Raw genomic sequence first — 23,296 nt, 5'->3', positions numbered from 1 at the left:
TTTTGCTAATGAGTTAACTTTTGGTTGCCGGATTCCGGCGATAAGGCCGCTGCGGGCGGGGGCGGCTTCGAGCAACCGCGCAACCGGGGATACAAGTGAACGACTACGACGCGCTGCGCGATTATTTGAAGAAGCAGAAGCTGCCGGAATTCGTGCTGAGCTTCGAGCAGATCGAGGAGATCATCGACGCCGCGCTGCCGCGCGCCGCGCATCGCGCGTCGTGGTGGGAGACGCTGCGCAGCCCGCAGGAGAAGATGCCGCAACGTGAAGCCTGCCTCGCCGGCGGCTACATCGCGACACGGCAGGCCGATGGCAAGAGCGTGCGGTTCAAGCGGATGAAGTGAGGACCCGAGATTGCGCACCGTCGCTCCACGGTATTCCTCAACCAATACGGCTGCAACCGTAGCCGGTTTGGAACCGGTTCGAGTAGTCGAAGTTGGATATTCGTCGGTGTAAATACATGTTCCTCTCGCCGGAAGCCCAACGAATATTGCAGAACTATTGACGCGTCGTGCGCAAGCGGTGCGGGGCGCGCCGGCTTCCGCATCCACCGATCGGGTGATGCGTCTTACCGCTGCGGTTCGGCAGGTTGTGACCTGTCCCGCGAGCTGCACACCGCCAGCCATATCCACGTCTCACTCTCGAATAAGGGAGTAAGCTGGATGGAATACCCAACCTGGTCTGGGTGAAGACTGCCCAGCCTGAATCTCAAGAGGAGGACGCGTCATGACTTGGACACCTGACCCGAGTTTCTACCCCTCCCCGCGCATGGCAATGAAGGCGGGAGCCGAGACGCTAGCCTACGTCGCGGCTTTCGATCCGGACCGAAAGAGGCCGGATGCGATCGCGGTTGTCGATGTGGACCCCAAGTCCAAATCGTACGCGACCATTGTCGGCACGACCTCCATGCCCAATGCCGGCGACGAGCTGCATCACTTCGGCTGGAATGCCTGTTCGTCTTGCCTGTGCCCGAACGCGCCGCACCCGCACGCCGAACGCCGCTACCTCGTTGTGCCGGGGCTGCGATCCTCCCGTATCCATATTCTCGACACCAAGTCCGATCCAAAGAATCCGAAGATCGTCAAGGTGATTGAGCCCGACGAGGTCGCCGACAAGGCGGGCTATACGCGGCCGCATACCGTCCACTGCGGCCCGGAGGGCATCTATGTGGCCGCCCTTGGCAACCGTGAGGGCAAAGGGCCGGGCGGCGTGTTCCTGATGGACCATGAGACCTTCGACGTGCGCGGCCAGTGGGAGATGGACCGGGGTCCGCAGTACTTCGCCTACGATGCCTGGTGGCACCTCGGCCACGATACCCTCGTGACCAGCGAGTGGGGCACGCCCGACACCTTCGAGAACGGCCTCATCCCCGAGGTCCTGCTCGGCGCCAAATACGGCCGGCGGCTGCATTTCTGGGACCTGCACAAGCGCAAGCACCTGCAGACCATCGACTTCGGCGACAAGTACCAGCTCGTATTCGAGCTTCGGCCGGCGCACGACCCAACCAAGGCCTACGGCTTCGTCAACTGTGTTGTGAGCCTGGAGAACCTCTCGTCGTCGATCTGGACCTGGTATCGGGACGGCGACAAATGGGCGGTCAAAAAGGTGATCGAGATCCCGGCCGAGCCCGCGAGCGAGGACCAGCTGCCGCCGCTGCTGAAGGGCTTCAAGGCCGTGCCACCGCTCGTCACCGACATCGATCTGTCGATGGACGACAGGTTCCTCTATGTCGCCTGCTGGGGAACCGGCGACCTGCAGCAGTACGACGTGTCCGACCCATTCAATCCAAAGCTCACGGGAAAGGTACGTATCGGCGGCATCGTCTCGAGGGCGACGCATCCGGGCGCCAAGAACGGAGCGCTGAGCGGCGGTCCGCAGATGGTTGAGATCAGCCGCGACGGCAAGCGCGTGTATTTCACCAACTCGCTCTATGGTGCCATCGATCCACAGTTCTATCCTGACGGGCTTAAGGGGTGGATGGTGAAGCTCGATGCGAACCAGAACGGCGGCATCGCTTTCGATCCAAGGTTCTTTGTCGAGTGGCCCGCCCCGCACCGCCCGCATCAGGTGCGGCTCGAAGGCGGCGACTGCTCGTCGGACTCCTATTGCTATCCATGACCGAGCCGAACAGCGGGTCGGGCCTCACGGGCCGTCCCGCCCGGTTGCCCGGAACACGCAGATGAATGACGCGCATGAATGACATGTGGCAGCCACTGGTTTTCGTCGGGCTTGGCGCGTTCCACGGCATGAACCCGGCCATGGGCTGGCTGTTTGCCGTGGCGCTCGGCCTGTACCGCCGCAGCCGAACGGTGGTGTTGGTGTCACTCCTCCCGATTGCCGCCGGCCACATGGCGTCGATCGCGGCTGTCGCGGGCCTGCTGGTTGTCACCGGTTACATCGCTTCGCCCAATATCGTGCGGGCCGGTTCAGGTTTGTTGCTGCTGGGCTGGGCGGGCTACTACTGGCGGTTTGGCCACCGCCACCGGGTGCGCTTCGGCATGCAGACCGGGTTCTGGGGGCTTGGTGTCTGGGCGTTCCTGATGACCACGGCGCACGGTGCCGGGCTCATGTTGTGGCCGGCGCTCATGCCGTGGTGCGCGCCGGCCGGAACCAACGGAGCCGGTCTCGGCGGCCCGGTAGCGGCGGCGCTTGCCGGCGTTGGGCTCCATAGCCTGGCGATGCTTGCAACGACGGCCCTCATTGCCTCCCTCGTCTACGAGTGGTTCGGCCTTGCTCTACTGCGCAGTGCCTGGCTCAATCTCGACTTGATCTGGGTCGCCGCCCTCGTCGGAACCGGCACCTTGCTGCTGCTCACAGCGTCGAACGGAAGCTGAGTTGATGCCGCGACGCCACGACCGGCGCGCGGAAAATGCGCCGCGCTTCCCATCAATGCAATTGCGACAGCCTGTCCTGCGTCGCGAGCTCGATGGCGCGCTCGGCGTCCTGCGGCAGCAGCAATCGCTCGGCGACCATCCGCGCCGCGGCGGCTCGCACGGCGGCGACGTAGGCTGCGCTGTCCGCGTAACGCTCGGCGAGCGAGGGACGCGGATCGCCCGAGGCCTCGCGCTCCGCCCGCGTGGCGGCAAACGGCACTACCGCTCCCTGCAGCGGAAACAGCGCATTTGCGCCAAAACCTTCGGCACGCGGATTCCACCCCGTGTAGGTCGCCCGCGGCACCGCCAGCGGCAGCATCCGAATGCCTGCGATGGCCATGCCGTCGCGGTCCGCGCGCGGAACGAACACCGGATAGCTTCCGAGCCCTTTTGGGGGAAACACTGACGTGTCGGTAAAACTCGCGCCGGTGTGGATGGCGGTGTAGGGCAGGCCCGGGATGTTCCGCGGCACGGCGTCCGATGCTTCCACGAGCGTGCCATGGGCGCGCATCGGTACGCGGCTCGCCGGCGGTTCGACGCCGGTCGTGATCCACCCTTGCATCGCCGTCAGCAGCGCGCGCATCGGCGCGCCGGCGTGCATCGGGTTGACCGGCAGCGCCATCGTCGGCGCTTTCCGCATCAGCCCGCCGGCCTCGGCGAAGTGCGGCGAGCCCGCGATCATGTAGGCGCGCACATCGCCCGGCAGGTCGAGATGGTTGCCGGCGAGGTCCGTGACCAGGAGCGAGGCGCGTGAGGCCCACCATTCGTGTTCGCTGTCGGTCTGAATGATGCGGGGGCAGGTCGCGCTCAGCCGACACCGCTGCATCAATCCGTCGTGCCGGCCGCTCATGGGGTCGGTCAGGGTCTGGTAAGTGAATGGGAACAGATCCGCCTGCCAGGCCGGATCCTGGGGATGTCGCGGGTTGCGCCCCGGCAGGCCGAAGCGATAGTTGGTCGCCATGCGCCGCGCACCTGCGACGTGCGGCATCAGGGCGTCGAACACCATCCCTCCGGCGAGGTCCTCGTTGAAACCGAGGTAGAGGAAATCGCGCAAATATCGCCCGGATTGCGAGACGCCAAAGCCGATCGCGCGTTGCGCGAAGCTGCCGCCAGCGGCGAGCGGATTTGCTGACGTCGTATTTCGCCTGAGAAATGAAACGACGTCGCGCGTGGCCGCAAATCCGAGCCCAAGCACGGCGGGATCGCGTGCCACATAGCTCACCTCGTAGAGAGCCCCCGCATCGAATCCGGTTTCCGGCCGGCTGATCTCGATGCTCTGGTCGCCGGTCGCCCGAACGGCAAGCCCTGCCGGCTGCTCGCGCGGCGCATCCCACTTCGCCCGCACGCTCACCTTAAGCGACGAGGCATCCGCGATCGGCCACGACAAATTGGCGGTAGCCGGGTTGCGCAGGTGATCGAACACGAACTCGTCGCGCGCCGGGCCGGTCACGCCTCGCAGCACGGGCGCTGCGAGCGCGAGTTGGCCGGGCTTTGAGGGAATGTCGGCCTGCCAGCCGATCCAGACAAGCGTGTAGCCCTGGCCATGCAGGAAGCCTATTCCGGCATCTGCCGCCTTTTCAGCGTCATTGGATCCAGGCTTTAGCGCATCGTCGAACAATTCCGGCGCGAGTTTTGTCCCGCGATTGGGAATGTCGACCAGAAGCGTGCCATTGGCGCGGAGCGGATCGGCCGGGCGCAGCAGCACGACATCGGCGGTTGCTTCCACCAGGCCTTTTTCATCGCGCGGGGCCTTGTCGATGTCGGCAATGATCGCGTTGCGCGGGTCGGTCGGGTCGACCGCAATGGTGGCGCGCCCGGTAATCTTCACGTAGGGACCGACGCTGCCAAAACTCCGCCCCTCGAACGCCGGACCGCTTTGCAGCACCTCGAAGCGGATCACCTCCGCCTGACCGCTCAGCGGAGCTAACAAAGATGCGCAGAGGAAGACCAGGCGAAGCTTTGACATCGATGATAACCTCTCGTTCGCCGGTACGACGCGATCAGTGCCCGTTGGTCACTCGCCATTGAAGTAGAGCTCGCGCGCCGTCGCGCCGAAGATTTTCGCCCGCGCCGCGGCGTCGGGGATCGCCTCGACCAGCCAGTCGATGGTGGCTTGATACGGGAACTGACCCTCATGGCCGACGAACGGACAGTCGCTCGCCCACACCAGCCGATCGGGGCCGGCGACGCGGAGAAGCTCGCGCGCGACTTCCTTGGCCTGTGGCCCGAGCCGGTAGCCGCCGGACACCTTCACCCAGGTGCGACCGGTTTCGATCGAGCGCAGCAGCGCCTTGAAGCCGTCGCTGTTGACGCCGGATTTCGGATTGGGGCGGCCGAGATGATCGACCACGATCTTGACGCCGGAGGCCTCGAGCGTCGGCAGGATTTTCGGCAGATCGTCGCCCTCGACATGGGGATGAACGTGCCAGCCGAGATCGGCGAGGCGGCGAAACAGCGCGCGGTATTCGAAGGTGGTGATGTCGGGAAGTTTTGGCAGCCCGATGAAGGGCAGGCGCATGCCGACGAAACCGTCGCGGTTCATGGCCTCCAGCGCAAATCGATCCACCGGAGGATTGAAGATCGCGGTGCCGCGCAACCGCGCGCGGTGGGCCCGGAGCGCAGCGAGGATGTAGTCGTTGTAGTCACCCCACGGGCTGGCCGCCGCGATAACCGCGCGGTCGACGCCGTTGTGTTCGAGGGTCGCGATCAGCTCCTCGTGGGTGAAGCTGTAGTTCGGCGCGTGGCGCGGATTGTCGATCAGCGGCATGTCTGACGTGAAGACATGGACGTGGGCGTCGATCTTGAAACTGTCGGGCATGGGCACTCTGCAATCTGCTCAGTTCGGTTCAAGACCGGCCTTCTTGACCACGCCGGCCCACATATCGATATCGGATTTGAGCCGCGCCTCGAGCTCTTCCGGCGAGCCCGCGACCGGCTCGCCGCCGAGTTCGATCATGCGCTTCCGGAAATCGGGATCGCCGATGATCGCACGGACATGGCCGTTGAGGAGGGCGATGATATCGCGTGGCGTGCCAGCCGGCGCCATCAGCGAGTTCCAGCCGTCGACCGCGGCGTCGATGCCGCTCTCGCGCAGCGTCGGCACGTCCGGCTGCAGCGGCGAACGCTTGATGCCGGATGAGGCGAGGGCGCGGATCTGCCCGGCGTCGATCGCCGACTTGAGCGCGGCGTAGGTCTCGACGCCGATCTGCGTATCGCCCCGGAGCAGCGAGGTCAGGACCTCCGCCGAGGTGCGGTGCGGCACCACCGACATCGGAATGCCGCTGGCCGAGCGCAGCAGTTCGCCGGTGACGTTCTGGGTGCTGCCGGGATTGATGGTGCCGACGTTGAATTTCTGCGGATCGACGCGGGCGGCGTCGAGCGCGTCCCTTAGCGTGTGCATGGGCGAGTCCGCCTTCACCAGCAACAGCAGGTCGAATTGCGCCAGGGTCGAGATCGGCGCGAACGCGGTGGCGGGATCGAACGGCATGGATTTCAGCAGCGACTTCGACAGCGCGATGCCGCTGGAGAATACGAACAGAGTGTAGCCGTCAGGTGCCGCCGAGGTGACGGCGTTACCGGCGGTGATTCCGCCGGCACCAGGGCGGTTCTCGATCACGACCTGGGCGTTGGCGCGTTCGGCGAGCTTCTGCGCCAGGAGACGGACGGTGATATCGGCGAAGCCGCCCGGCCCGAACGGCACAACGATGCGGATCGGCCGGTTGGGGTAGGGCGCCTCGGCGCCCGCGGGAACAACCCATGCAGCGCCGATCACCAGCGCCATCAGCAGGCCCGCCGTTCTGAGAAGCAAGAAAGCCCCCTTGAATTTCCTCCGCTGCCCGGTCCGAAGAAAGCCGGGCAGTCGATCTTTGAGACAACGTACAACGGCGATGCAGCGTCGGTCCACCCTCGCGGGGCTGACGTCAGATTCGCGGCTAACGTCCGCTTTGCGCCAACAGGAGACATTCGCCAAGCAAGATGCAACGACAAGATCGAACGCGGCACCGCCGTCATTGAGCGGCCATGGATTCGATTTCTGAAGAGCTCCCGCGCAACCGGCTGAAGCAGCCAGGGCTCAGCCGCCCTGTGGCGGGCCTGCAAGAGCCGACGACGCATGTCGGCGGCGACTACGCCCTCATCGCCGCTAACCGTAATCGAGTTTTACGATTGACTTAGCGTTTGCTGCTTCCGCCCTCCGTTGCTCGGCTCTTCCTACCCGCCATGTGACTCAAATACGCCAAGATCAGCCCGAGTTCCTCATCGCTCAGGTCCTCTTCGGCAAAGCTGGGCATCCGCTGCTCGGGCCAAACCCGAACCGAGCGCGGATCTCGGATCAGCGCGCGCAAACCGTTTTCGGTGAAGTACTCCGTCGGGTTCATCGGCAAATTCAGATCGGGGCCAGCCGACGCCGATCCTGCCTGGTTCATCGTATGGCATGTAAAGCATTTGTTCACGAAGATGGTTTGCCCGTCTCGCGCCGGATGGAGCGCAGGGAGCATGGGATCAACCGCGAGCGAGGGCCACCGCTTGGCTGGCGCGTCTTGCACCGACAAACTGACAACTTGGTAGGGCCACTTCATGATTGGGACGGATGACGCTTGATCGCCGAGCCATACGATATAGAAGGGGCCTGCGCTCTTATCCTTACCTGGAATTGGCGGCCACGGCGTGTCGGCGACTTCGATTGCCATATACGCGACGAAGCCGTCGTTGGCGTAGACCAGATCGCGAGGGAGTTGCGTCACGAAGCCATCTTGCCCTGTCGCTTCCACCACGGCATCGGGCGGAATGGCAACTCCTTCAAGTAACTTCGCGAGCGCCACGGCTCGATACGTCCGAGGAGTACGGTATGCGACATCACGCGACGTGGTGATCTCGACGACATCCGTGCGGGCAAGCAGCGCGTCCCGATCGAAGATATGGACGCCGCCATCGGCTGACACCGTCAACGTCGGACCGGCTGCCCAAACCGATGTTGGCATTGTGAAGGCAACCAGCGAGAAAGCTAACGTGACAGCGAGCCCGATCATCGTTCTAGGCATATCCGAAGCGTCCCTCGAACGCGGCAATGGTATGCGCACGACGCGACTATCGCAGAGTTACACCTATTCCCAACTCCTCCAGCAGCGAAGCCGATGCGGTGACCTGCGCCATGGAAGTGCAGGCTAAGCCGCGTTAAAAATGATAGTCCGCCTCCACTTCGGGGCTTCCGGGGGCTTCGGCTCCACGTATTCACACAACCAAAAAACGGGACAAGACAATTGGACGCAGGTTTCAACCATCGTCGCCGGATGCATCGTCATCAGTGCACTATCATATAGAGCGGAGGAAGGAGGTGGGCATCATGCGCATTCAACATTGGCAAGACGTGGCCAGTCTATTGTTGGGCGCGTGGCTGGTCTTGTCGCCGTTCGCCCTAGGCTTCGGTGGGGCGGCTCTCTGGATAACCATCGTGCTTGGGTTGTGCGTCATTCTGTTTGCCATAGAGGGATTTGTCATTCCGTCCTATCTGGAGGAATGGGGAGAACTTCTCATCGGTCTCGCTCTGGTGGTGGCACCTTGGACGGTCGGCTACGAGCCGGTATCCGCCACGGTAAGCAGTATGGTGTCGGGCATACTGGTGATCTTGCTTGGAGCCTGGGAACTAACGACCGATCGCGATTTCATCACCTGGTGGCACGATCGCTGGCATCACCCAGCCAGCTGAGAAGGCTCGCGGTCGGAGGAGAGGTATAGGTCGCCCCTTAAGTGCAGGGCCTGGCGGCCCCGCACAGGGGCGACTTTGTTACGATGCGGTTCTAGGCGCTATCGGTTCCCAGATGCTGATTTTACGAGTCTCCGGCATTAGGAAGAGGGCGAGCACGAAGCACACCGCGGGAACCGCGATCGGGTAGATCAGCGCATAGCCGATGCTGCCGGTGGCCGCGAAAGATGCCGAAGTGATGAATGGCACTAATCCGCCACCCCAGCCGTTGCCGATGTGATACGGCACCGACACCGACGTGTACCGAATCCTGCCGGGGAAGAATTCCGCCAGAAACGCCCCGACCGGCCCATACACCATCCCGACGTAGCAAACGAGGATGAAAATGATGAAGACCGAGATCGGATAGTTGATGTTGCCGGGCTGCGTGACCGTTCCCAGCCACAAATACAGCGGATAGTACGTGATCGAGGCGAGTAACATACCTCCCAGGATCACCGGCTTGCGGCCGATCTGGTCTGACAGCCAGCCAAAAAAGATCAAGCTCGGCGTTGCAATGAGCAACGCGGCTCCCACGATGTACGCTGAGGTCAGCGCGTCCACCTTGGAAACCTGCTGCAGAAAGTACAACGCCCAGAACTGACCGCTGTACCAGACCACTCCCTGCCCGATCAGCACGACGATGGCGATCAGTATGTATTTGATGTTCGAGCTAAGGAAGGCCTCCTTCCAGGGATTCCTGGTCATCTGCCCCCTCGCCTTGATGTCCTGGAAGATCGGCGTCTCCTGGAGCTGGAGCCGGATGTAGATTGCGATGGCCACCAGCAGGAACGAAACCAGGAACGGAACGCGCCACGCCCATTCGTCGAATACTTGATTGCCGAAATACGTCCGCGTCGCAATAATGACGGCCAGCGACACCACGATCCCGAGAGTCGGAGAGGTCTGCAGCCAGCCGGTGTAGTAGCCGCGGCTGTCGTCCGGCACATGCTCGGCAACATAGGTGATGGCGCCGCCATACTCGCCGCCCAGGCACAAGCCTTGAATCATCCGTAGGCCGAAGAGAAGGAACGCGGCGGTCAGGCCGATCGACTGGTAGGTCGGGATCAATCCGATCGCCCCCGTGCCCAGTCCCATTCCGCTGAGCGTAATGAGGAACGTATATTTGCGGCCGACTCGGTCGCCCATCCATCCGAAAAGGAAAGCTCCCAGTGGACGGATCAGGAATCCTGCGGTGAACAGTGCAATCGTGCTCAGCAGAGCTGCGACCGGGTGGGATTGTTCAAAGAACTTGACCGACAGAACTGCGGCCAAGCTGCCGAAGATATAAAAGTCATACCATTCGATGACGTTTCCCACCGACGCAGCGATAATCACGCGGCGGAAATCCCTTGGGATTTGAATTGCCATGTGCGCCTCCTCATATTTCAAGGCATTGCCTCGCGCTTTTTCAGCGCGTAATTTGCTCGCGGAGCACGTTTCACGTGTGACGTTACAGGCGCGTATCGCGAGTTGCGTCCGCAACGCCTAGCCTCGGGGGAACTTTAAACCACCCGAGGAGAGCTCCAACGGCCTTCGGTGCCGCGAGCCACCCTTGCCTCCTTCCCGTCTGTCCGAGAGCGGAAGGCGGAAAGCAGTGTAATCCTATCCGGACCGGCACCTTATGAGACTTTTGGCTCAAATCGAACTGAGCCAAGCGCAAGGAACCGTCGCTGAAGTCTAACGATTGGTTGGTTGTCGGGATTCGATGATGTTGACCTGTCGGCTTCGGCGGCGCGGCGTCCCAGGCACATCGAAAAATCCTACGATAGTAGCGGCAGCGATAATCGGCCGGCTTCGACAGCAGTGCAGCCGGGCGGAACCGGCTTACCGATTTCCGAACGGCGCCCCGCGCCACCGTGATCGGCGCGGCAGACCAACGAAAAGCTGTTGGGAAAAGAAGGCTAGACGGTAAGGATGTCCGATAAAGAGGTTCAAATTAATTTCGATGCTCCCGCAACTCTCAGAAAATGGCCATCAACAGTGAGCGTGTTAGCGCCTCCCTCGGCGCACGCCCTTACTTGATCATCGACGGCACTCTCGATGAGTGCATCCTTTGGTCGTTCGACGGTTTTAATGCTGCACCGCGGGGGCAACACTGGTGACCGAAAGGCGCGAAAGTCTGCTTTTGCCGGGATTTTCGTTTCGGTCAGGCAACCGGCGGAATACCCCACCTTCGCAGATTTCCGGGAATTTCATTTTGGAATTCGCGTCATGTCCAATATCGTTAGGCTGCGGATCCCGAGCTTGATCGGCGGTCGCCCGCGAACGGGTCCCTGAACAATAAAATAAAACCGAGAAAAGCTGGGAACGCCGAATGGATTTCATCGAATTGGGAGGCGCAGCCCTGCGCTACGAGCTGAGCGGCAAGGGAGACCGCACGCTGGTGCTGGTGCATGAGATGGGCGGCTCGCTCGAAAGCTTCGACGATGTCGCGCCGCGGTTCGCGGAATCTCGCCGCGTATTGCGCTACGACACCCGCGGCGCGGGACTGTCACAGAAGGCGCGAGGCGAGCTTGGCCTCGATACGATGGCCGACGATATCGCAGGCCTCCTCGATCACACCGGGATCGCCGGCAAGGTCGCGCTTGCCGGTATCGCCGTCGGCGGTGCGATCGCGCTTCATTTCGCTGCCCGATACCCTGAGCGCGTAAGCGCCGTCGCGGTCGGCAGCCCGGCGACCGGCATCGCGCCGGAGCGCCGCGCCGCGGCGCTGGAACGCGTCGCCAAGATCGAGGCCGCCGGCATGGCATTCGCGGTCGAGGATGCGATGCAAAACGGCTATGCTCCGGAGCTTCGCGGCGATCTCAAACGCTTCGCGCGCTACCGGGCGCGCTGGCTCGGCAATGATCCCGCAAGCTATGCGACGGTCTGGCGAATGCTGGCGGGTGCCGACATGCAGGGCGAACTGGCGACGCTGCGCTGTCCGGTGCTCGTGATCGGCGGCAGTCTTGATCGCGTGCGCCCGCCGCCACTCGCGGAAGCGGTGGCCGGCGCGATCCCCGGCGCACGCTACGTCGAACTCCGCACCGGCCACTATATGGCGGTGCAAACGCCTGATTTGATCTTCGAGTGCATCGACGCCTTTCTTAAAGAGATCGGCGCCTGATCGAGCCGCATTATCCCCCAGATCCCACCGAGGTCTTCCCGCATGACTGCGCAACCCGCACAACAAATTCCCGGCGTCTATCATCGCAAGATCGGAGATATCGTCGTCACGGCGATCAGCGACGGCTATCTGGACGGCAGCATGGACGTGATGCGCAATGTCGATCTCGAACAGGCGCATCGGATCCTCAAGGATGCGTTCCGGCCGGCGCGGCGAACCAATGTCAACGCCTTCCTGATCCATTCAAAGGGCCGCATCGCGATCGTCGACACCGGATCGGGCAATTATCTTCAGCCCAGCGCGGGCTTCGTTCAACGCAACCTCGCGGCGGCCGGTATCGATCCGGCGTCGATCGATACCGTGTTGCTCACGCACATGCACCCGGATCATTCCGCAGGGCTGACCGACATGTCGAACGGCGAGCGCTTGTTTCCGAACGCCGAACTGGTCATGCACGAAAACGAGCCGGCGCACTGGTTCGACGATGGCGCGATGGCGAAGGCCGATGAGCGGTCGAGGAAGCTCTATTTCCTCGCCGGCCGCGAGCAGGTCACGCCCTACAAGAACCGGACGCGATTATTCAGACAGGGCGAGGTGTTTCCCGGCGTCACCGCGGTACCGAGCCTCGGGCATACGCCGGGCCACACCGCCTATCTCGTCGCATCGGGCAACGATCAGTTGATGATCTGGGGCGACACCGTGCACGTGCCGGAAGTGCAGACCGCGCTTCCCGAAGCCGGCATGGCCTTCGATACCGATCTCGCCGCGGCCGCGGCGTCGCGCAAACGCATGTTCGATCGCGTCTCGACCGACGGCATGCTGGTCGCCGGGATGCATCTGCATTTCCCGGCATTCTCGCGGCTGGCACGGCGCGGCGACGCCTACGCGCTTCATCCCGAGGCTTGGGTTCACACGCTGGATGCGGTCTAGGGCATGATCCGGAAAAGTGGGTACCGGTTTTCCGAAAAGATCATGCTCAAACAAAAAGATAGAGCGGGATGACGATTCGAAGAAAAGTCATCACGCTCTAGGGATTGCCGCCTTGCTCGCGGCCCCGTCGCGCCGACCAACCATCAAGGATAAGCTTATCCTGTACCAGCATGAGGTCGCGGCCGTTAAACCGCGACCCCACGACGGGCTTTCTTTGCCTATCTTGCGGCTGTTTCTTCTCGGTCTCCCGTTCCGTAGACGGCAATGCATCCGGTCACGCAGTCGGGAAACACATTATTTGCACCAAGCGGAACGAACACATGGTTGTTGCCGGCATTGGCGGCCACCGAATGGGCGGTGCTTGCGGCATGAGCGGTTGGGCCCGTGGTTGCAGGCACGTTGAAGGTGGGCACCAGTTGCTTGAGGGCCTGATCGCGCGCGTCGATGACGCCGAGGATCGCAGCGCCCTGAGCCGTCAGCGGCGTGCCGGCGACGACCTCGGTCGGACGCAACGGGCTGGTCGAGGAGGCGGTGTAGTAATTTCCGTCACCTGAATTGAACCATACCTCGTCGCCAACACCGACGCCCGGCACCGTCGCGTCAATTTTACCTGTCCAGGCGTCGATGATCACCTGGATCGGCGCCGCGGTCACGTCCTTGGTCGAATCCCAGAGATTGCCCGCGGTGTCGAAAACCGTGTTGCAACCCACCAGCAGATCGACGTTGGGGCCCAGTGTAAGGCCTGCCGGAGAGCAGAACTCGATCGGATATTGTGCTTCCACCGTGCCGGCAGTCGATATCCGAACCACGGCCCCATCCTTAGCGTTTGGGCCGATCTGCGGGATCGAGACGTAGAACTTGCCCGAAACCGGATCCCATACCGGCTGTTCGGCTCCATTGGTCGCGTTCACCCCGGTATCCATCGTATCAAACGATATTCGCTTTGCGACCATGAGGGCGCCGGTCGCCTTGTTGACGTTGATCAACGTCGCAAAGGGTGGCGTGTCCGCGTTATTGACGGCCATCAGCAGCCCGTCTCTGGGATCATATGCCATTTCGTCCGCACGAAGGCCCGGTGTGCCGCCGGTAGACACGTCGGCCACCGTCTTGCCGTTGCGCAGATCGATCGTGACGACGCGGCTGTTGGCGTCGGTCACAAACAGCCACGGAAACGCAGCAACGACGCCGTTGGGCCCTGAGGTGCCGTTATTCCCGGTAAAGCCCTTGAACGCAGGCGTGGCACTGAGCTGGGTGATCAACTCGTTGGTTCTTGCATCGACGACATCGACGACGGCGTTGGAGCGATCGGCAAGATAATACGTCTGCGTCGACTGATCGACGAAGCTAATGTCGAACACATACATCTTTCCGGCAGTTGTGTTCGCCGCCGTTCCAGGAATCGGAACCGTCTTCAGCAAACGGACCGCCCCTTCGTTTCGCTCGCCCTCTCTTGAGGATGCGCCAGTCGCAAGCATCGCTGCCGCCAGGATGCCGATTGTGCACAACAACGTTCGGTTTCTACTCATTGCACGCCTCCCTATTTTTTTATCGAGCCTGTTCTCTCGGCTCTCCGATATCATTCGCCGCTTTTGAAGAAGGTTTTACGACGATGACTTCTGACGGGAATGTTGTGGAATTCGGTGCGATGCGTTGCTGGAACTTTTCGGACATCGCTGCTTTAACCCCTTCTGCTTTGCGCGGTAGCGGCCATCGTCGCTGACAAGTGCGCGCTCAAACGTGCGAGCGCTGACAACGAGCGTGTGCAATTCAGAAATCATGAGTCTGCTTAGCTCAGACTTGGTCGGATAGCGTTTCACTCAAACCCAAACCCTGCACCAAGCCCGCTTGCGGCGCGCGGCGCGAAACCGGCTTCAAGCCGACTTGGTTCGGGAGAGTGCTGATTGCGCGGCCCGGCTTGTCCCGGACCGATCCACGCTGTTGGCACCGGCCCAGCGATGCGCTCCCTGTCATCCCGCCCTTGCCCCGCAAAAAGCCCCCGCCGCACAAATATTTTTGTATTTTTGTCGTGACTGGACCGCAATTTATGACAGTATTGCTACAGTCAAGTGTCAGTTCAGTTACACGCGGAGCGGTTCATGAGTTTGGAATGGCGGGCGCGGTCAACTTCCGTATCAAGGTCCTTGGCCTGGTCAAATCCCCTGGCCTGGTGGTGGGGCGTGTTAACCGTGGTCAGCGGCGTAAATATCGCGGTTTGGTTCGTGCTGTACCGCCAGTTCCACGAACAGCTGACGGGCAGCCTCGGCGGCCCGTCCGGCATCGGGCTCATGCTCCTGCTCTCGGCGGCTTATGTTTTCGGCTGCGCATTCCGCTCGTTTCTTCCGCGCGCCGATGTTCAGCGCATCTGCCTGTTCGACACCTGGCTGTCGAGCGTTGTCGTCGGCCGGTCGGTAGCAACCGTGGCCGAGATCTGCTTCGCGGCACAATGGGCGATCATCCTGCACCAGCTGGGCACGATGACGGGGGCGGACACCACCTTGAACGCTGCGGCGGTGATTGTGCCGTTGATCCTGATCGCGGAATGCTTCTCATGGTATGCGGTAGTGACCACCAATTATCTGGGCAACGCCATCGAAAATTCGATATGGGCCGTTGTCTTCTTCATAGTCGGGGCTGGCCTTTGCCGGTTACTGCCGGAGTTCGACGGTCCGGTTCGCGTGGTCCTTATCATCGCGATCATCGGGATTGCAGGCTATCTGGCGTTTCTCATGACCGTCGACGTCCCGATGTATCTGAGCCGATGGCGGGCCGGGGTTGCCGATGGCAGCAAGCTTCTCGGACCTCTCGAGGGTCTTCGTGACGTGAGCACGCGTTGGGTCGTGACGCACGACCTTGCCGAGTGGAAGGACGAGATTGCGTGGATGTCGCTTTATTTCAGCGCGGCGGTCTGGGCCAGCCTCGCGCTTTGCGTTTGCTACTCGCTCGAGAGCCATCTCCCGCGCTATCGGACCGAAGTTACGATCGCAAGCTGGTCGTCGGACGCGTTCGCGGCGGCTGGCAAGCAGCAGTCGGTAATCTACCTTCCCGCCTTGCCTCCATTGGCGCACTGCAGGCCAGCGCCGCCGGTGTGCGAGGGCGGTTCCGAGTCGGGCACTTAGCTGACGTCACTGCTTTAGCCGATGTTCGCTCCACGCCAGAACCAGACAGAAGCCGCCTGACGGCGGCGCCGGACGGCCATCAGGCGGCGGCGCGTCCCGTGACCGGCGTGATCTTCTCGAGCTCTTTTCCGATCTGGCTCTTCGCCGTCCGCATATCGAACTCATTTTGCAAGTTCAGCCAAAGCTGGGCCGACGTGCCGAGCGCCTTGCCAAGCCGTAGCGCGGTATCGGCCGTAATGGCGGTCTCTTCGTTGACAATTCTTTCGATGCGGGTGCGTGGAACCGCACACGCCTTTGCGAGCGCGCCTGCCGACAAGCCTAACGGCACAAGAAACTCTTCCCGCAAGACTTCGCCCGGATGCATCGGCGCAAGCTTCCTGGCCATGCAATTCTCCTCTGGTCATCTGATCGGCGGTTAATGGTAATCGACGAACTCCACGTCCTTCGGTCCCTCCGCCGTCCATACAAAGCAAATCCGCCACTGATCGTTCACCCGGATCGAGTGCTGTCCCTGCCGATTGCCCTTGAGGGCCTCCAACCGGTTTCGGGGCGGAGCTCTCAGGTCGCTAAGCATGGCCGCTGCATTCAGGTAGCCGAGCTTACGCCGCGTGACGGCGAGCAAATCAGCAGGAAAACCTTTCGAAGCCACGCCGTCGAACGCCGCGCGAGTCCGATCATCCTTGAAGCCCCTAATCACACACGTTCATGTATCATGAGATGATACATGAGTCGATATTAATCTTATGATTGATCTATAACGGGTCGCGCGTTGTCACGAACGCGGGACGGGATGCGGTGGACGCGAGAGCGTCAGGCGCGCAAAGCGGTCGCAGGGCGGGTCCAACTCGTAAGCCTAAGCGATTTGCACCGCAAACGGCTGGGCAGCTATCCACAGCTCCTAGCCCCTCATGCGGCACTGCGAGCGACAGCCGCGGCCTGGAGGCTTCCGAGCAGGGGTCGGGAGATCCCAGGAGCCGTCGTGGCGGCGGCCGTTGATGAAGAACGTCGGCGTCCCCTTAACGCCGCTGCGAACGCCGCTTAAGAAGTCGTCCCGCACCTTGCCGAGGTGAACGCGCCGCACCAGCTCGTCGGCGACGCGTTCGAGGTCGAGCCCGATCGCTGCGGCAAAGGCCAAAAGCGCCGCGGGAGCGGGCTGGTCCTGGTTCTCATAGAGCATGTCGTGCATGGCCCAGAAATGTCCCTGGGCGCCGGCGGCCTCCGCCGCCGGCTCGGCCATCGGGTGAAGCGTGGTCAACGGAAAATGCCGAAACAGAATCGAAGCTCATCGCTCATCCGTCGCTGTGCCTCGGATACGATCGCGTGCGCCGCGCGGCAAAACGGGCATTGGTAGTCGCCGTATTCGACGAGCGTCACCGCCGCGTTTTGCGGTCCCCTGATATGGTCTCGCTTGGCTGATACAGGCACCGCCAAAGCGGGGGCCCACTCGGTCATGCTCATGTCGTGCGCATCTCGGGTCGTTGCTACGCTCGAATCACCGGCCCCGCGGGCCCGTTGCGATGCCTTGTTTAGCAATGAGGGTCGGCTGCTCCATTGACGTCGGCCAGTTTCAGCGCAGTTCCTGCGCCTGATCGCTGGATAGTGGAACGGCGTGCGCAATGCAGAAGTTGACCCATGGCATGACCGGTTCAATGGAATTGTGCTAACGTGCACCCGGTGTGGTGAGGGCGCGCGAGATGCACCTTGCTAGAGTAGCTATCGGCCTGGTGACCGCAGGCGCCCTCGCAATGGCAGCAGCCGCGGCGAGCAGGGCGCAGCCTGCCGCAAGCGCACCCCCGGCGGTCGGCGTCGTTGAAGCGACCAGGCGACCGATCACCGAAACCAGCGAATTTCTTGGAAGGATAGAGGCGGTCAGTCGGGTCAGCGTGGTCGCGCGCGTCACCGCGTTTCTGGAAAAACGGCTGTTCACCGAAGGCGCCGAGGTCAAGACGGGAGATGAACTCTATCAGCTCGAGCGCGGTCCGTTCCAGGCCGATCTCGACTCGAAGAAGGCGCAGGTCGCGCAGTTGCTGGCGACGCTGGAAAACGCAAAATTGACCACCGAACGGGCGCGTATCCTGCTCAGCGGGCCCGCCGGACAACAATCGACCTATGACGCCGCGCTCGCCAACCAGCGCAGCCTGGAGGCCCAGGTACAGGGCGCCCAGGCCCAGGTGCAAGCTTCCCAGATCAACCTCGACTACACCGACATCCGCTCGCCGATCGATGGCAAGATCGGGCGCACCGCGGTGACCGAGGGGAATGTGGTCAGCCCGGCGTCGGGCGTGCTGACGACCATCGTCAGCCAGGACCCGATGTACGTCACCTTCCCGGTTTCGGTGCGCCAGGGGCTGGAGCTGCGCGACCGCTATGGGCCGCGCGGCGGACTTAACGCGGTGGTGATCAAGCTGCGCCTGCCGGACGGCCGCCTTTATGATCAGACCGGAAAATTGAACTTCGTCGACAACACCGTCGCCCAGAGCACCGATACTGTCACGGTACGCGGCGCGATCCCCAATACGACACTGCCTAATGCTTCCCCGATCGGCGGCCCGGTACGCGAGCTTACCGACGGCGAATTCGTCACGGTCTTGCTGGAGGGTGTGCAGCCGGTCGAGGTGCTGGCTGTCCCGCGCGCCGCCGTGCTGTCCGATCAGCAAGGCGATTATGTCTTCGTCGTCGGGCCGGACAACAAGGCCGAGCAGCGCCGGATCCAGCTTGGGCAGTCGACCCCGACCATGGCTGCGGTGATCAGCGGACTCTCGCCGGGCGACAAGGTGATCGTCGAGGGCCTGCAACGGGTACGTCCCGGCCAACCCGTCTCACCCGGGCCGGCGAGCCCGCAGATCCAGGCCATCATGAAGGTCGTCGCGAGCGGCGATCCCGCGCAAGCCGATAGCGGCGCCGCGGCCAAACCGGCGGGTGACAGCAAATGATTTCCGCGGTTTTCGTCGACCGTCCGCGTCTCGCGATCGTGATTGCGTTCGTCATCACCATCGCCGGCGCGCTCGCGTTGCTGCAGATTCCGGTGGCGCAATTTCCTGACATCGTGCCGCCGCAGGTTACGGTGACCGGCGTATTTCCGGGAGCCTCCGCGGAAGTGGTCGAGAGCAGCGTCGCGCAACCGCTCGAGGCCCAGGTGGTCGGCGTCGACCGCTCGCTATACATGAAATCGACCAGCGGCAATGACGGCAGCTACACGCTCACGGTTTCGTTCGCGCTTGGCACCGATCCCGACATCAATACCGTCAACGTCAACAACCGCGTTCAGAGCGCGCTGTCGCAGCTGCCCGTCGAAGTCCAGCAGCAGGGCCTGGTGGTGCAGAAAAAGTCTTCGGCCGTGCTGCAATTCATCGTGCTTTACAGTGCGAATGGCGAGCAGGATCCGGTGTTCATCACCAACTATGCCATCATCAACGTGCTCGACGCGATTTCCCGCACGCCGGGGGTCGGGCAGGCCAGCCTGTTCGCGAAAATGAACTATTCGATGCGGATCTGGTTCGATTCGCAGCGGCTCACCAGCCTCAATCTGGCGCCCTCCGATGTCATCGCCGCGATCCGCGCCCAGAGCGTGCAGGCGCCGGTTGGCCGCATCGGCGCCCGGCCGATCTCCGACGAACAACAGTTCCAGTTCAACGTGCAGACGCAAGGCAGACTGGCCACCGCGGAGCAGTTCGGGAATATCGTGTTGCGGGCAAATCCCGATGGTTCGATGTTGCGGGTCCGCGATGTCGCCCGGGTCGAGATCGGCGCACAGAATCTCGACAGCGAGTCGCGCATCGACGGCCGCCCCGGGGTGCCGATCGGCATTTATCTCGCGCCCGGCGCCAATGCCGTGCGGACGGCGACGGCGGTGCAGGCGACGCTGCAAAAATTGTCGGGGCGGTTCCCGGCGGGCCTGAGCTATCTAGTGCAATATGATTCCACGACTTTCGTGAACGACACCATCAAGGAAGTGCTGAAGACGATCGGCGAGGCCTTCGTCCTCGTGGTGATCGTGGTGTTTCTGTTCCTCGGCAATCTGCGCGCCACCGTGGTCCCGGCGATCGCTGCTCCGGTCAGTCTGATCGGCGCCTTCGCGGTGCTGCTGGTGCTCGGCTATTCGGCCAACACCGTGTCGCTGCTGGCGATGGTGCTCGCCATCGGAATCGTGGTCGATGACGCCATTGTGGTGGTCGAAAACGTCGAGCGCGTGATGGAGGAGGAGCCGGAGCTTTCGCCGGCCGATGCCACCAAGAAGGCCATGACCCAGATCACCGCGCCGATCATCGCGATCACGCTGGTGCTGTTATCGGTGTTCGTGCCGGTTGCCTTTATCCCTGGAATCTCCGGAACGCTGTTCCGCCAGTTCGCCGTGACGATCAGCGCGGCGATGGTGATCTCGGCCTTGAACGCGTTGACCTTGTCGCCTGCACTGTGCGCGGTGTTCCTGCGCCACACCGGGCCGCGGCGCGGCATCATGGGCAGGGTGCTCGGCGGCATCGATTGGGTCCGCGACCGCTATGCCAGCCTGGTTCGCCGGCTGGTTCGTATCGCGACGCTGTCGCTCATGCTTGTCCTGGTGTTCGCGGGCGGCACGTTCGGTATCTCGCTTTTGACCCCGACCGGGTTTTTGCCGGAAGAAGATCAGGGCGCCTTCTTCATCTCGGTGCAATTGCCCGACGGCGCGTCGGTGGCGCGCACCAGCGAAGTGACCAAACAGGTTGAAGCCCTGCTCCAGCAGATGCCTGCTGTCGAGCATACGCTTTCGATCATCGGCTTTTCGCTGCTCGATGGCGCGTCCGAGCCGAACAACGCCTTCATGGTGGCGCGGTTGAAGCCGTTCGCCGAGCGCAAGTCGGCGGCGGATTCGGCGCAGGCGCTGATCGGCCGTACCTTCGCCTTGGGCTCGCAGATCCGCCAGGCCAACGTGCTGCCGTTCAACCTGCCGCCGATCATCGGACTTTCGACCAGCGGCGGTTTTGAGTACCAGCTCGAAGCGCTGGAGGGGCAGGATCCGGTAACGATGGGCAGTGTCGCCAGCGGACTGATCGGTGCCGCCAACCGCGACCCGCGGCTGGCGCGCGTGTTCACGACCTTCACGGCGACCAATCCGTCGGTCTATCTCGACATCGATCGCGCCAAGGCTCAGGCGCTTGGGCTGAACATCAGCGACATATTCACCGCGCTGCAGGCGACGCTCGGCGGCGTCTACGTCAACAACTTCAATCTCTACGGCCGCACCTGGCAGGTCAACGTCCAGGGCGAGGCGTCCGACCGCAGCGACATCTCGGACATCTGGCGAATCTATGTGCGCAACAGCGCCGCCCAGATGGTGCCGATCCGCTCCATCGCAAGCGCCAGGATCGTGACCGGGCCTCAGGTCATCACCCGCTACAACAATTACCGCTCGGTCACCGTGAACGGCAGCCCGGCGCCGGGCGTCTCGTCGGGGACGGCGCTCGCTGCGATGACACAGATTTCCAGTGCAACACTGCCGGCGGGCTACAGTTTCGAATGGACCGGCACCGCCTATCAGGAGCAGCAGGCCTCCGGCCAGACCGGCATCATCCTCGCTTTGGCGGTGCTGTTCGCCTATCTGTTCCTGGTTGGGCTGTATGAAAGCTGGATGATCCCTGTTCCCGTGCTGCTGTCGGTCGTGGTCGGCGTGCTCGGATCGTATCTGGGCATCAAGCTTGCGGGCCTTAATCTCGATCTCTATGGCCAGATCGGGCTCGTGGTGCTGATCGCTTTGGCCGCCAAGAACGGCATCCTGATCGTCGAATTCGCCAAGGAGCAGCGCGAGAGCGGCGCTGCGATCGAGGATGCCGCGATTTTGGGTGCGCGGATGCGGTTTCGCGCCGTGATGATGACCTCGATCGCCTTCATTCTCGGCCTGCTGCCGCTGGTCATTGCCACCGGCGCCGCCGAGCTCAGCCGCCGGGCCGTCGGTACCGCGGTGTTTGGCGGGATGCTTGCCGCGAGCTCGATCGGGATCTTTATGGTGCCGATGCTGTACGTGACATTCCAGAAGTTGCGTGAACACGCATCGAAGCGTTTTGGTCGCTCCAGCAAAGAGCCGCACCCGCCGGACAGCCTGCCGACGGGCGTGTGACGGCACCGAGCCGCAACCTCCGTGCAATTGCGACGACCTGTCTCCTGAGTTGGCGGGCGAACGCGATTACGCGATCGGGTGGTGGTGCGGCCGGAACAGGCGGCCCTTTTCCGTGATGGCGACCACCGCAAGGGTAGCCAGCGTACAAAGCAGAAAGCCGGTCGCAAACGGCACCAGCGTGCCGTTATAATCCTGACCGATGACCGCGCCGATCCCGATGCCCAGAAGAGTGGTGATCGAACCGTACAGCGACGAAGCGGTGCCTGCGATATGGCCTTGCGGCTCCATCGCGAGCGCCGTGAAATTCGCGATCATCAGCCCGAACGAAAACATCATCAACGCCGCCAGCGCCATGAACAGCGGCAAGGGCAGGATCTGGAGTTTTGCCGCGACGTACATGATCGCCGCGACGACGACGAAGCCGACCAGCGCGCTGTGCGACATCACGCGCATGCCGATACGGCCGACAAGCCGCGCGTTCAGAAAGCCGGCAACGGCGACCCCCACCGCAATGGCGGCGAAGGCGAGCGGGAAATAGGGCCCGAGCTGGTAGATGCCGGTGAACACCTGCTGCGAACAGAAAACGAACCCGAACAGCGCGCCCTGGACGCCACCGGCCGCCAGCGCATAGCCCAGGGTCTGGCGATTGGTCAGGGTTTGTCGATAGGCGTCCAGCACCTGGGGGATCGCAAAGGCCTTCCGTTCCGACGCCGGCAGCGTCTCGGGCAACCGAAACAGACTCCAGAGCAGCGCCACGATGCCGTACGCCATCAGCACCGCGAAGATGCCGCGCCAATGCACCATCAGCATCACGGCCTGACCGAAGGACGGCGCCACCACGGGCACGGCGATGAAGACCATCATCGCCAGCGACACCACGCTCGCCATGCGGCGGCCGGCGTAGCAGTCGCGGACGATCGAGGTCGCGATGACGCGGGTGGCCGATGTGCCAAGACCCTCCAGCGCGCGCGCCAGCAACAACATCTCGAACGATGGCGCCGCGATCGCAAGCACGCTCGCGATCGCGTAGAGCACCATGCCGCCGAGCAGGACGGGACGGCGCCCAAAACTATCGGACAGCGGTCCGATCAGGAATTGGCCGACGCCGAAGCCGATCATGAATGAAGACAACACCATCTGCAGCCGGTTCGCCGCGTCGATATGGAAGCTCGAGGCGATGTTCGGCAGCGCCGGCAGCATCATGTCCATTGCGAGGGGATTCAGCGCCATGATCGCGGCGATCACCACGACAAACTCGGCGAACCCCATCGGGTAGTGTTTAGGTACCTCGCCGGTGACCTCGATCGGGGCGTCGGCGTTGACGTCAACCACGTGCTGAACTTCCGTATTTACCATTGAATTTGAAGGAGTTTTATCGCCTTTGCTGCGCTGCACAACCCATGATTTGGGATGGCAGGTCGGCGGCTTTGGCCGTTG

The 23,296-nt window shown here is 62.6% G+C and carries 18 protein-coding genes and 1 pseudogene; 9 read left to right on the top strand and 10 right to left on the bottom strand.

All coding sequences use genetic code 11. The features are described 5' to 3' along the window. Positions 1–95 precede the first annotated feature (95 nt). From B5526_RS13860 to B5526_RS13850, 3 genes are all read left to right on the top strand, one after another. Entirely contained in the window at positions 96–344 is a 249-nt protein-coding gene (locus tag B5526_RS13860; RefSeq protein WP_079538777.1) for a DUF7662 domain-containing protein, read from the top strand. A 382-nt stretch (positions 345–726) separates the two neighbouring features. Further along, on the top strand, positions 727–2,118 hold the full coding sequence (locus B5526_RS13855; RefSeq protein WP_079538775.1) for a selenium-binding family protein: 1,392 nt from the start codon (positions 727–729) through the stop codon (positions 2,116–2,118). A gap of 65 nt (positions 2,119–2,183) precedes the next feature. Beyond that, the gene (locus B5526_RS13850) at positions 2,184–2,834 is read left to right on the top strand and encodes a hypothetical protein (protein WP_349642778.1); all 651 of its coding nucleotides are present in this window, start codon (positions 2,184–2,186) and stop codon (positions 2,832–2,834) included. A 52-nt stretch (positions 2,835–2,886) separates the two neighbouring features. Here the strand turns inward: B5526_RS13850 and B5526_RS13845 are convergent, their stop codons facing one another. From B5526_RS13845 to B5526_RS13830, 4 genes are all read right to left on the bottom strand, one after another. Further along, positions 2,887–4,839, bottom strand: a complete 1,953-nt coding sequence (locus tag B5526_RS13845; RefSeq protein WP_079538774.1) for an alpha/beta hydrolase domain-containing protein — start codon at positions 4,837–4,839, stop codon at positions 2,887–2,889. A 48-nt stretch (positions 4,840–4,887) separates the two neighbouring features. Then, on the bottom strand, positions 4,888–5,691 hold the full coding sequence (locus tag B5526_RS13840) for an amidohydrolase family protein (protein WP_079538772.1): 804 nt from the start codon (positions 5,689–5,691) through the stop codon (positions 4,888–4,890). Positions 5,692–5,709: 18 nt separating this feature from the next. After that, a complete protein-coding gene (locus B5526_RS13835) occupies positions 5,710–6,681 on the bottom strand; it encodes a Bug family tripartite tricarboxylate transporter substrate binding protein (protein ID WP_154071303.1) in 972 nt (323 codons plus the stop codon). A gap of 361 nt (positions 6,682–7,042) precedes the next feature. Beyond that, positions 7,043–7,900 carry a c-type cytochrome gene (locus tag B5526_RS13830; RefSeq protein ID WP_079544986.1) on the bottom strand — a complete coding sequence of 286 codons (858 nt, stop codon included), beginning with the start codon at positions 7,898–7,900 and terminating at the stop codon, positions 7,043–7,045. Between the two features lie 314 nt (positions 7,901–8,214). On the opposite strand from B5526_RS13830, the gene B5526_RS13825 reads away from it, so the two are divergent. After that, positions 8,215–8,577, top strand: coding sequence for an SPW repeat protein (locus B5526_RS13825; protein ID WP_079544985.1), 363 nt, complete (start codon positions 8,215–8,217; stop codon positions 8,575–8,577). 78 nt (positions 8,578–8,655) lie between these two features. Here the strand turns inward: B5526_RS13825 and B5526_RS13820 are convergent, their stop codons facing one another. Further along, positions 8,656–9,984, bottom strand: a complete 1,329-nt coding sequence (locus B5526_RS13820; RefSeq protein WP_079544984.1) for an MFS transporter — start codon at positions 9,982–9,984, stop codon at positions 8,656–8,658. 946 nt (positions 9,985–10,930) lie between these two features. Between B5526_RS13820 and B5526_RS13815 the strand changes: the two genes are divergently transcribed. Then, positions 10,931–11,722, top strand: a complete 792-nt coding sequence (locus B5526_RS13815; RefSeq protein ID WP_079538769.1) for an alpha/beta fold hydrolase — start codon at positions 10,931–10,933, stop codon at positions 11,720–11,722. Between the two features lie 42 nt (positions 11,723–11,764). Further along, a complete protein-coding gene (locus tag B5526_RS13810) occupies positions 11,765–12,652 on the top strand; it encodes an MBL fold metallo-hydrolase (RefSeq protein ID WP_079538767.1) in 888 nt (295 codons plus the stop codon). A 218-nt stretch (positions 12,653–12,870) separates the two neighbouring features. On the opposite strand, the gene B5526_RS13805 is transcribed toward B5526_RS13810, so the two are convergent. Continuing rightward, entirely contained in the window at positions 12,871–14,070 is a 1,200-nt protein-coding gene (locus B5526_RS13805) for a hypothetical protein (protein WP_154071300.1), read from the bottom strand. A 678-nt stretch (positions 14,071–14,748) separates the two neighbouring features. Between B5526_RS13805 and B5526_RS13800 the strand changes: the two genes are divergently transcribed. Further along, the gene (locus B5526_RS13800) at positions 14,749–15,768 is read left to right on the top strand and encodes a hypothetical protein (protein WP_244562292.1); all 1,020 of its coding nucleotides are present in this window, start codon (positions 14,749–14,751) and stop codon (positions 15,766–15,768) included. 79 nt (positions 15,769–15,847) lie between these two features. Here B5526_RS13800 and B5526_RS13795 read toward each other — a convergent pair whose 3' ends face one another. The 3 genes and pseudogenes from B5526_RS13795 to B5526_RS13785 form a co-directional block, all read right to left on the bottom strand. Beyond that, positions 15,848–16,153, bottom strand: coding sequence for a HigA family addiction module antitoxin (locus tag B5526_RS13795; RefSeq protein WP_079538764.1), 306 nt, complete (start codon positions 16,151–16,153; stop codon positions 15,848–15,850). A 30-nt stretch (positions 16,154–16,183) separates the two neighbouring features. Further along, the gene (locus B5526_RS13790) at positions 16,184–16,465 is read right to left on the bottom strand and encodes a type II toxin-antitoxin system RelE/ParE family toxin (RefSeq protein ID WP_079538762.1); all 282 of its coding nucleotides are present in this window, start codon (positions 16,463–16,465) and stop codon (positions 16,184–16,186) included. 201 nt (positions 16,466–16,666) lie between these two features. Further along, positions 16,667–17,220: pseudogene (locus B5526_RS13785) on the bottom strand (DsbA family protein). A 242-nt stretch (positions 17,221–17,462) separates the two neighbouring features. Here B5526_RS13785 and B5526_RS13780 point away from each other — a divergent pair. Together B5526_RS13780 and B5526_RS13775 are read left to right on the top strand one after the other, a co-directional pair. After that, a complete protein-coding gene (locus B5526_RS13780; protein ID WP_079544983.1) occupies positions 17,463–18,701 on the top strand; it encodes an efflux RND transporter periplasmic adaptor subunit in 1,239 nt (412 codons plus the stop codon). Further along, the gene (locus B5526_RS13775; protein ID WP_079538760.1) at positions 18,698–21,859 is read left to right on the top strand and encodes an efflux RND transporter permease subunit; all 3,162 of its coding nucleotides are present in this window, start codon (positions 18,698–18,700) and stop codon (positions 21,857–21,859) included. Before B5526_RS13780 ends, B5526_RS13775 begins: the two co-directional genes overlap by 4 nt. 66 nt (positions 21,860–21,925) lie before the next feature. Here the strand turns inward: B5526_RS13775 and B5526_RS13770 are convergent, their stop codons facing one another. After that, a complete protein-coding gene (locus B5526_RS13770; RefSeq protein WP_283807621.1) occupies positions 21,926–23,191 on the bottom strand; it encodes a multidrug effflux MFS transporter in 1,266 nt (421 codons plus the stop codon). Between the last annotated feature and the right edge of the window lie 105 nt (positions 23,192–23,296).

The organism is Bradyrhizobium lablabi (genome assembly GCF_900141755.1).
Taxonomy (GTDB): Bacteria; Pseudomonadota; Alphaproteobacteria; order Rhizobiales; family Xanthobacteraceae; genus Bradyrhizobium; species Bradyrhizobium lablabi_A.
The sequence above is the reverse complement of the archived record's forward strand: the minus strand, read 5'-3'. Positions and strand labels throughout refer to the sequence as shown.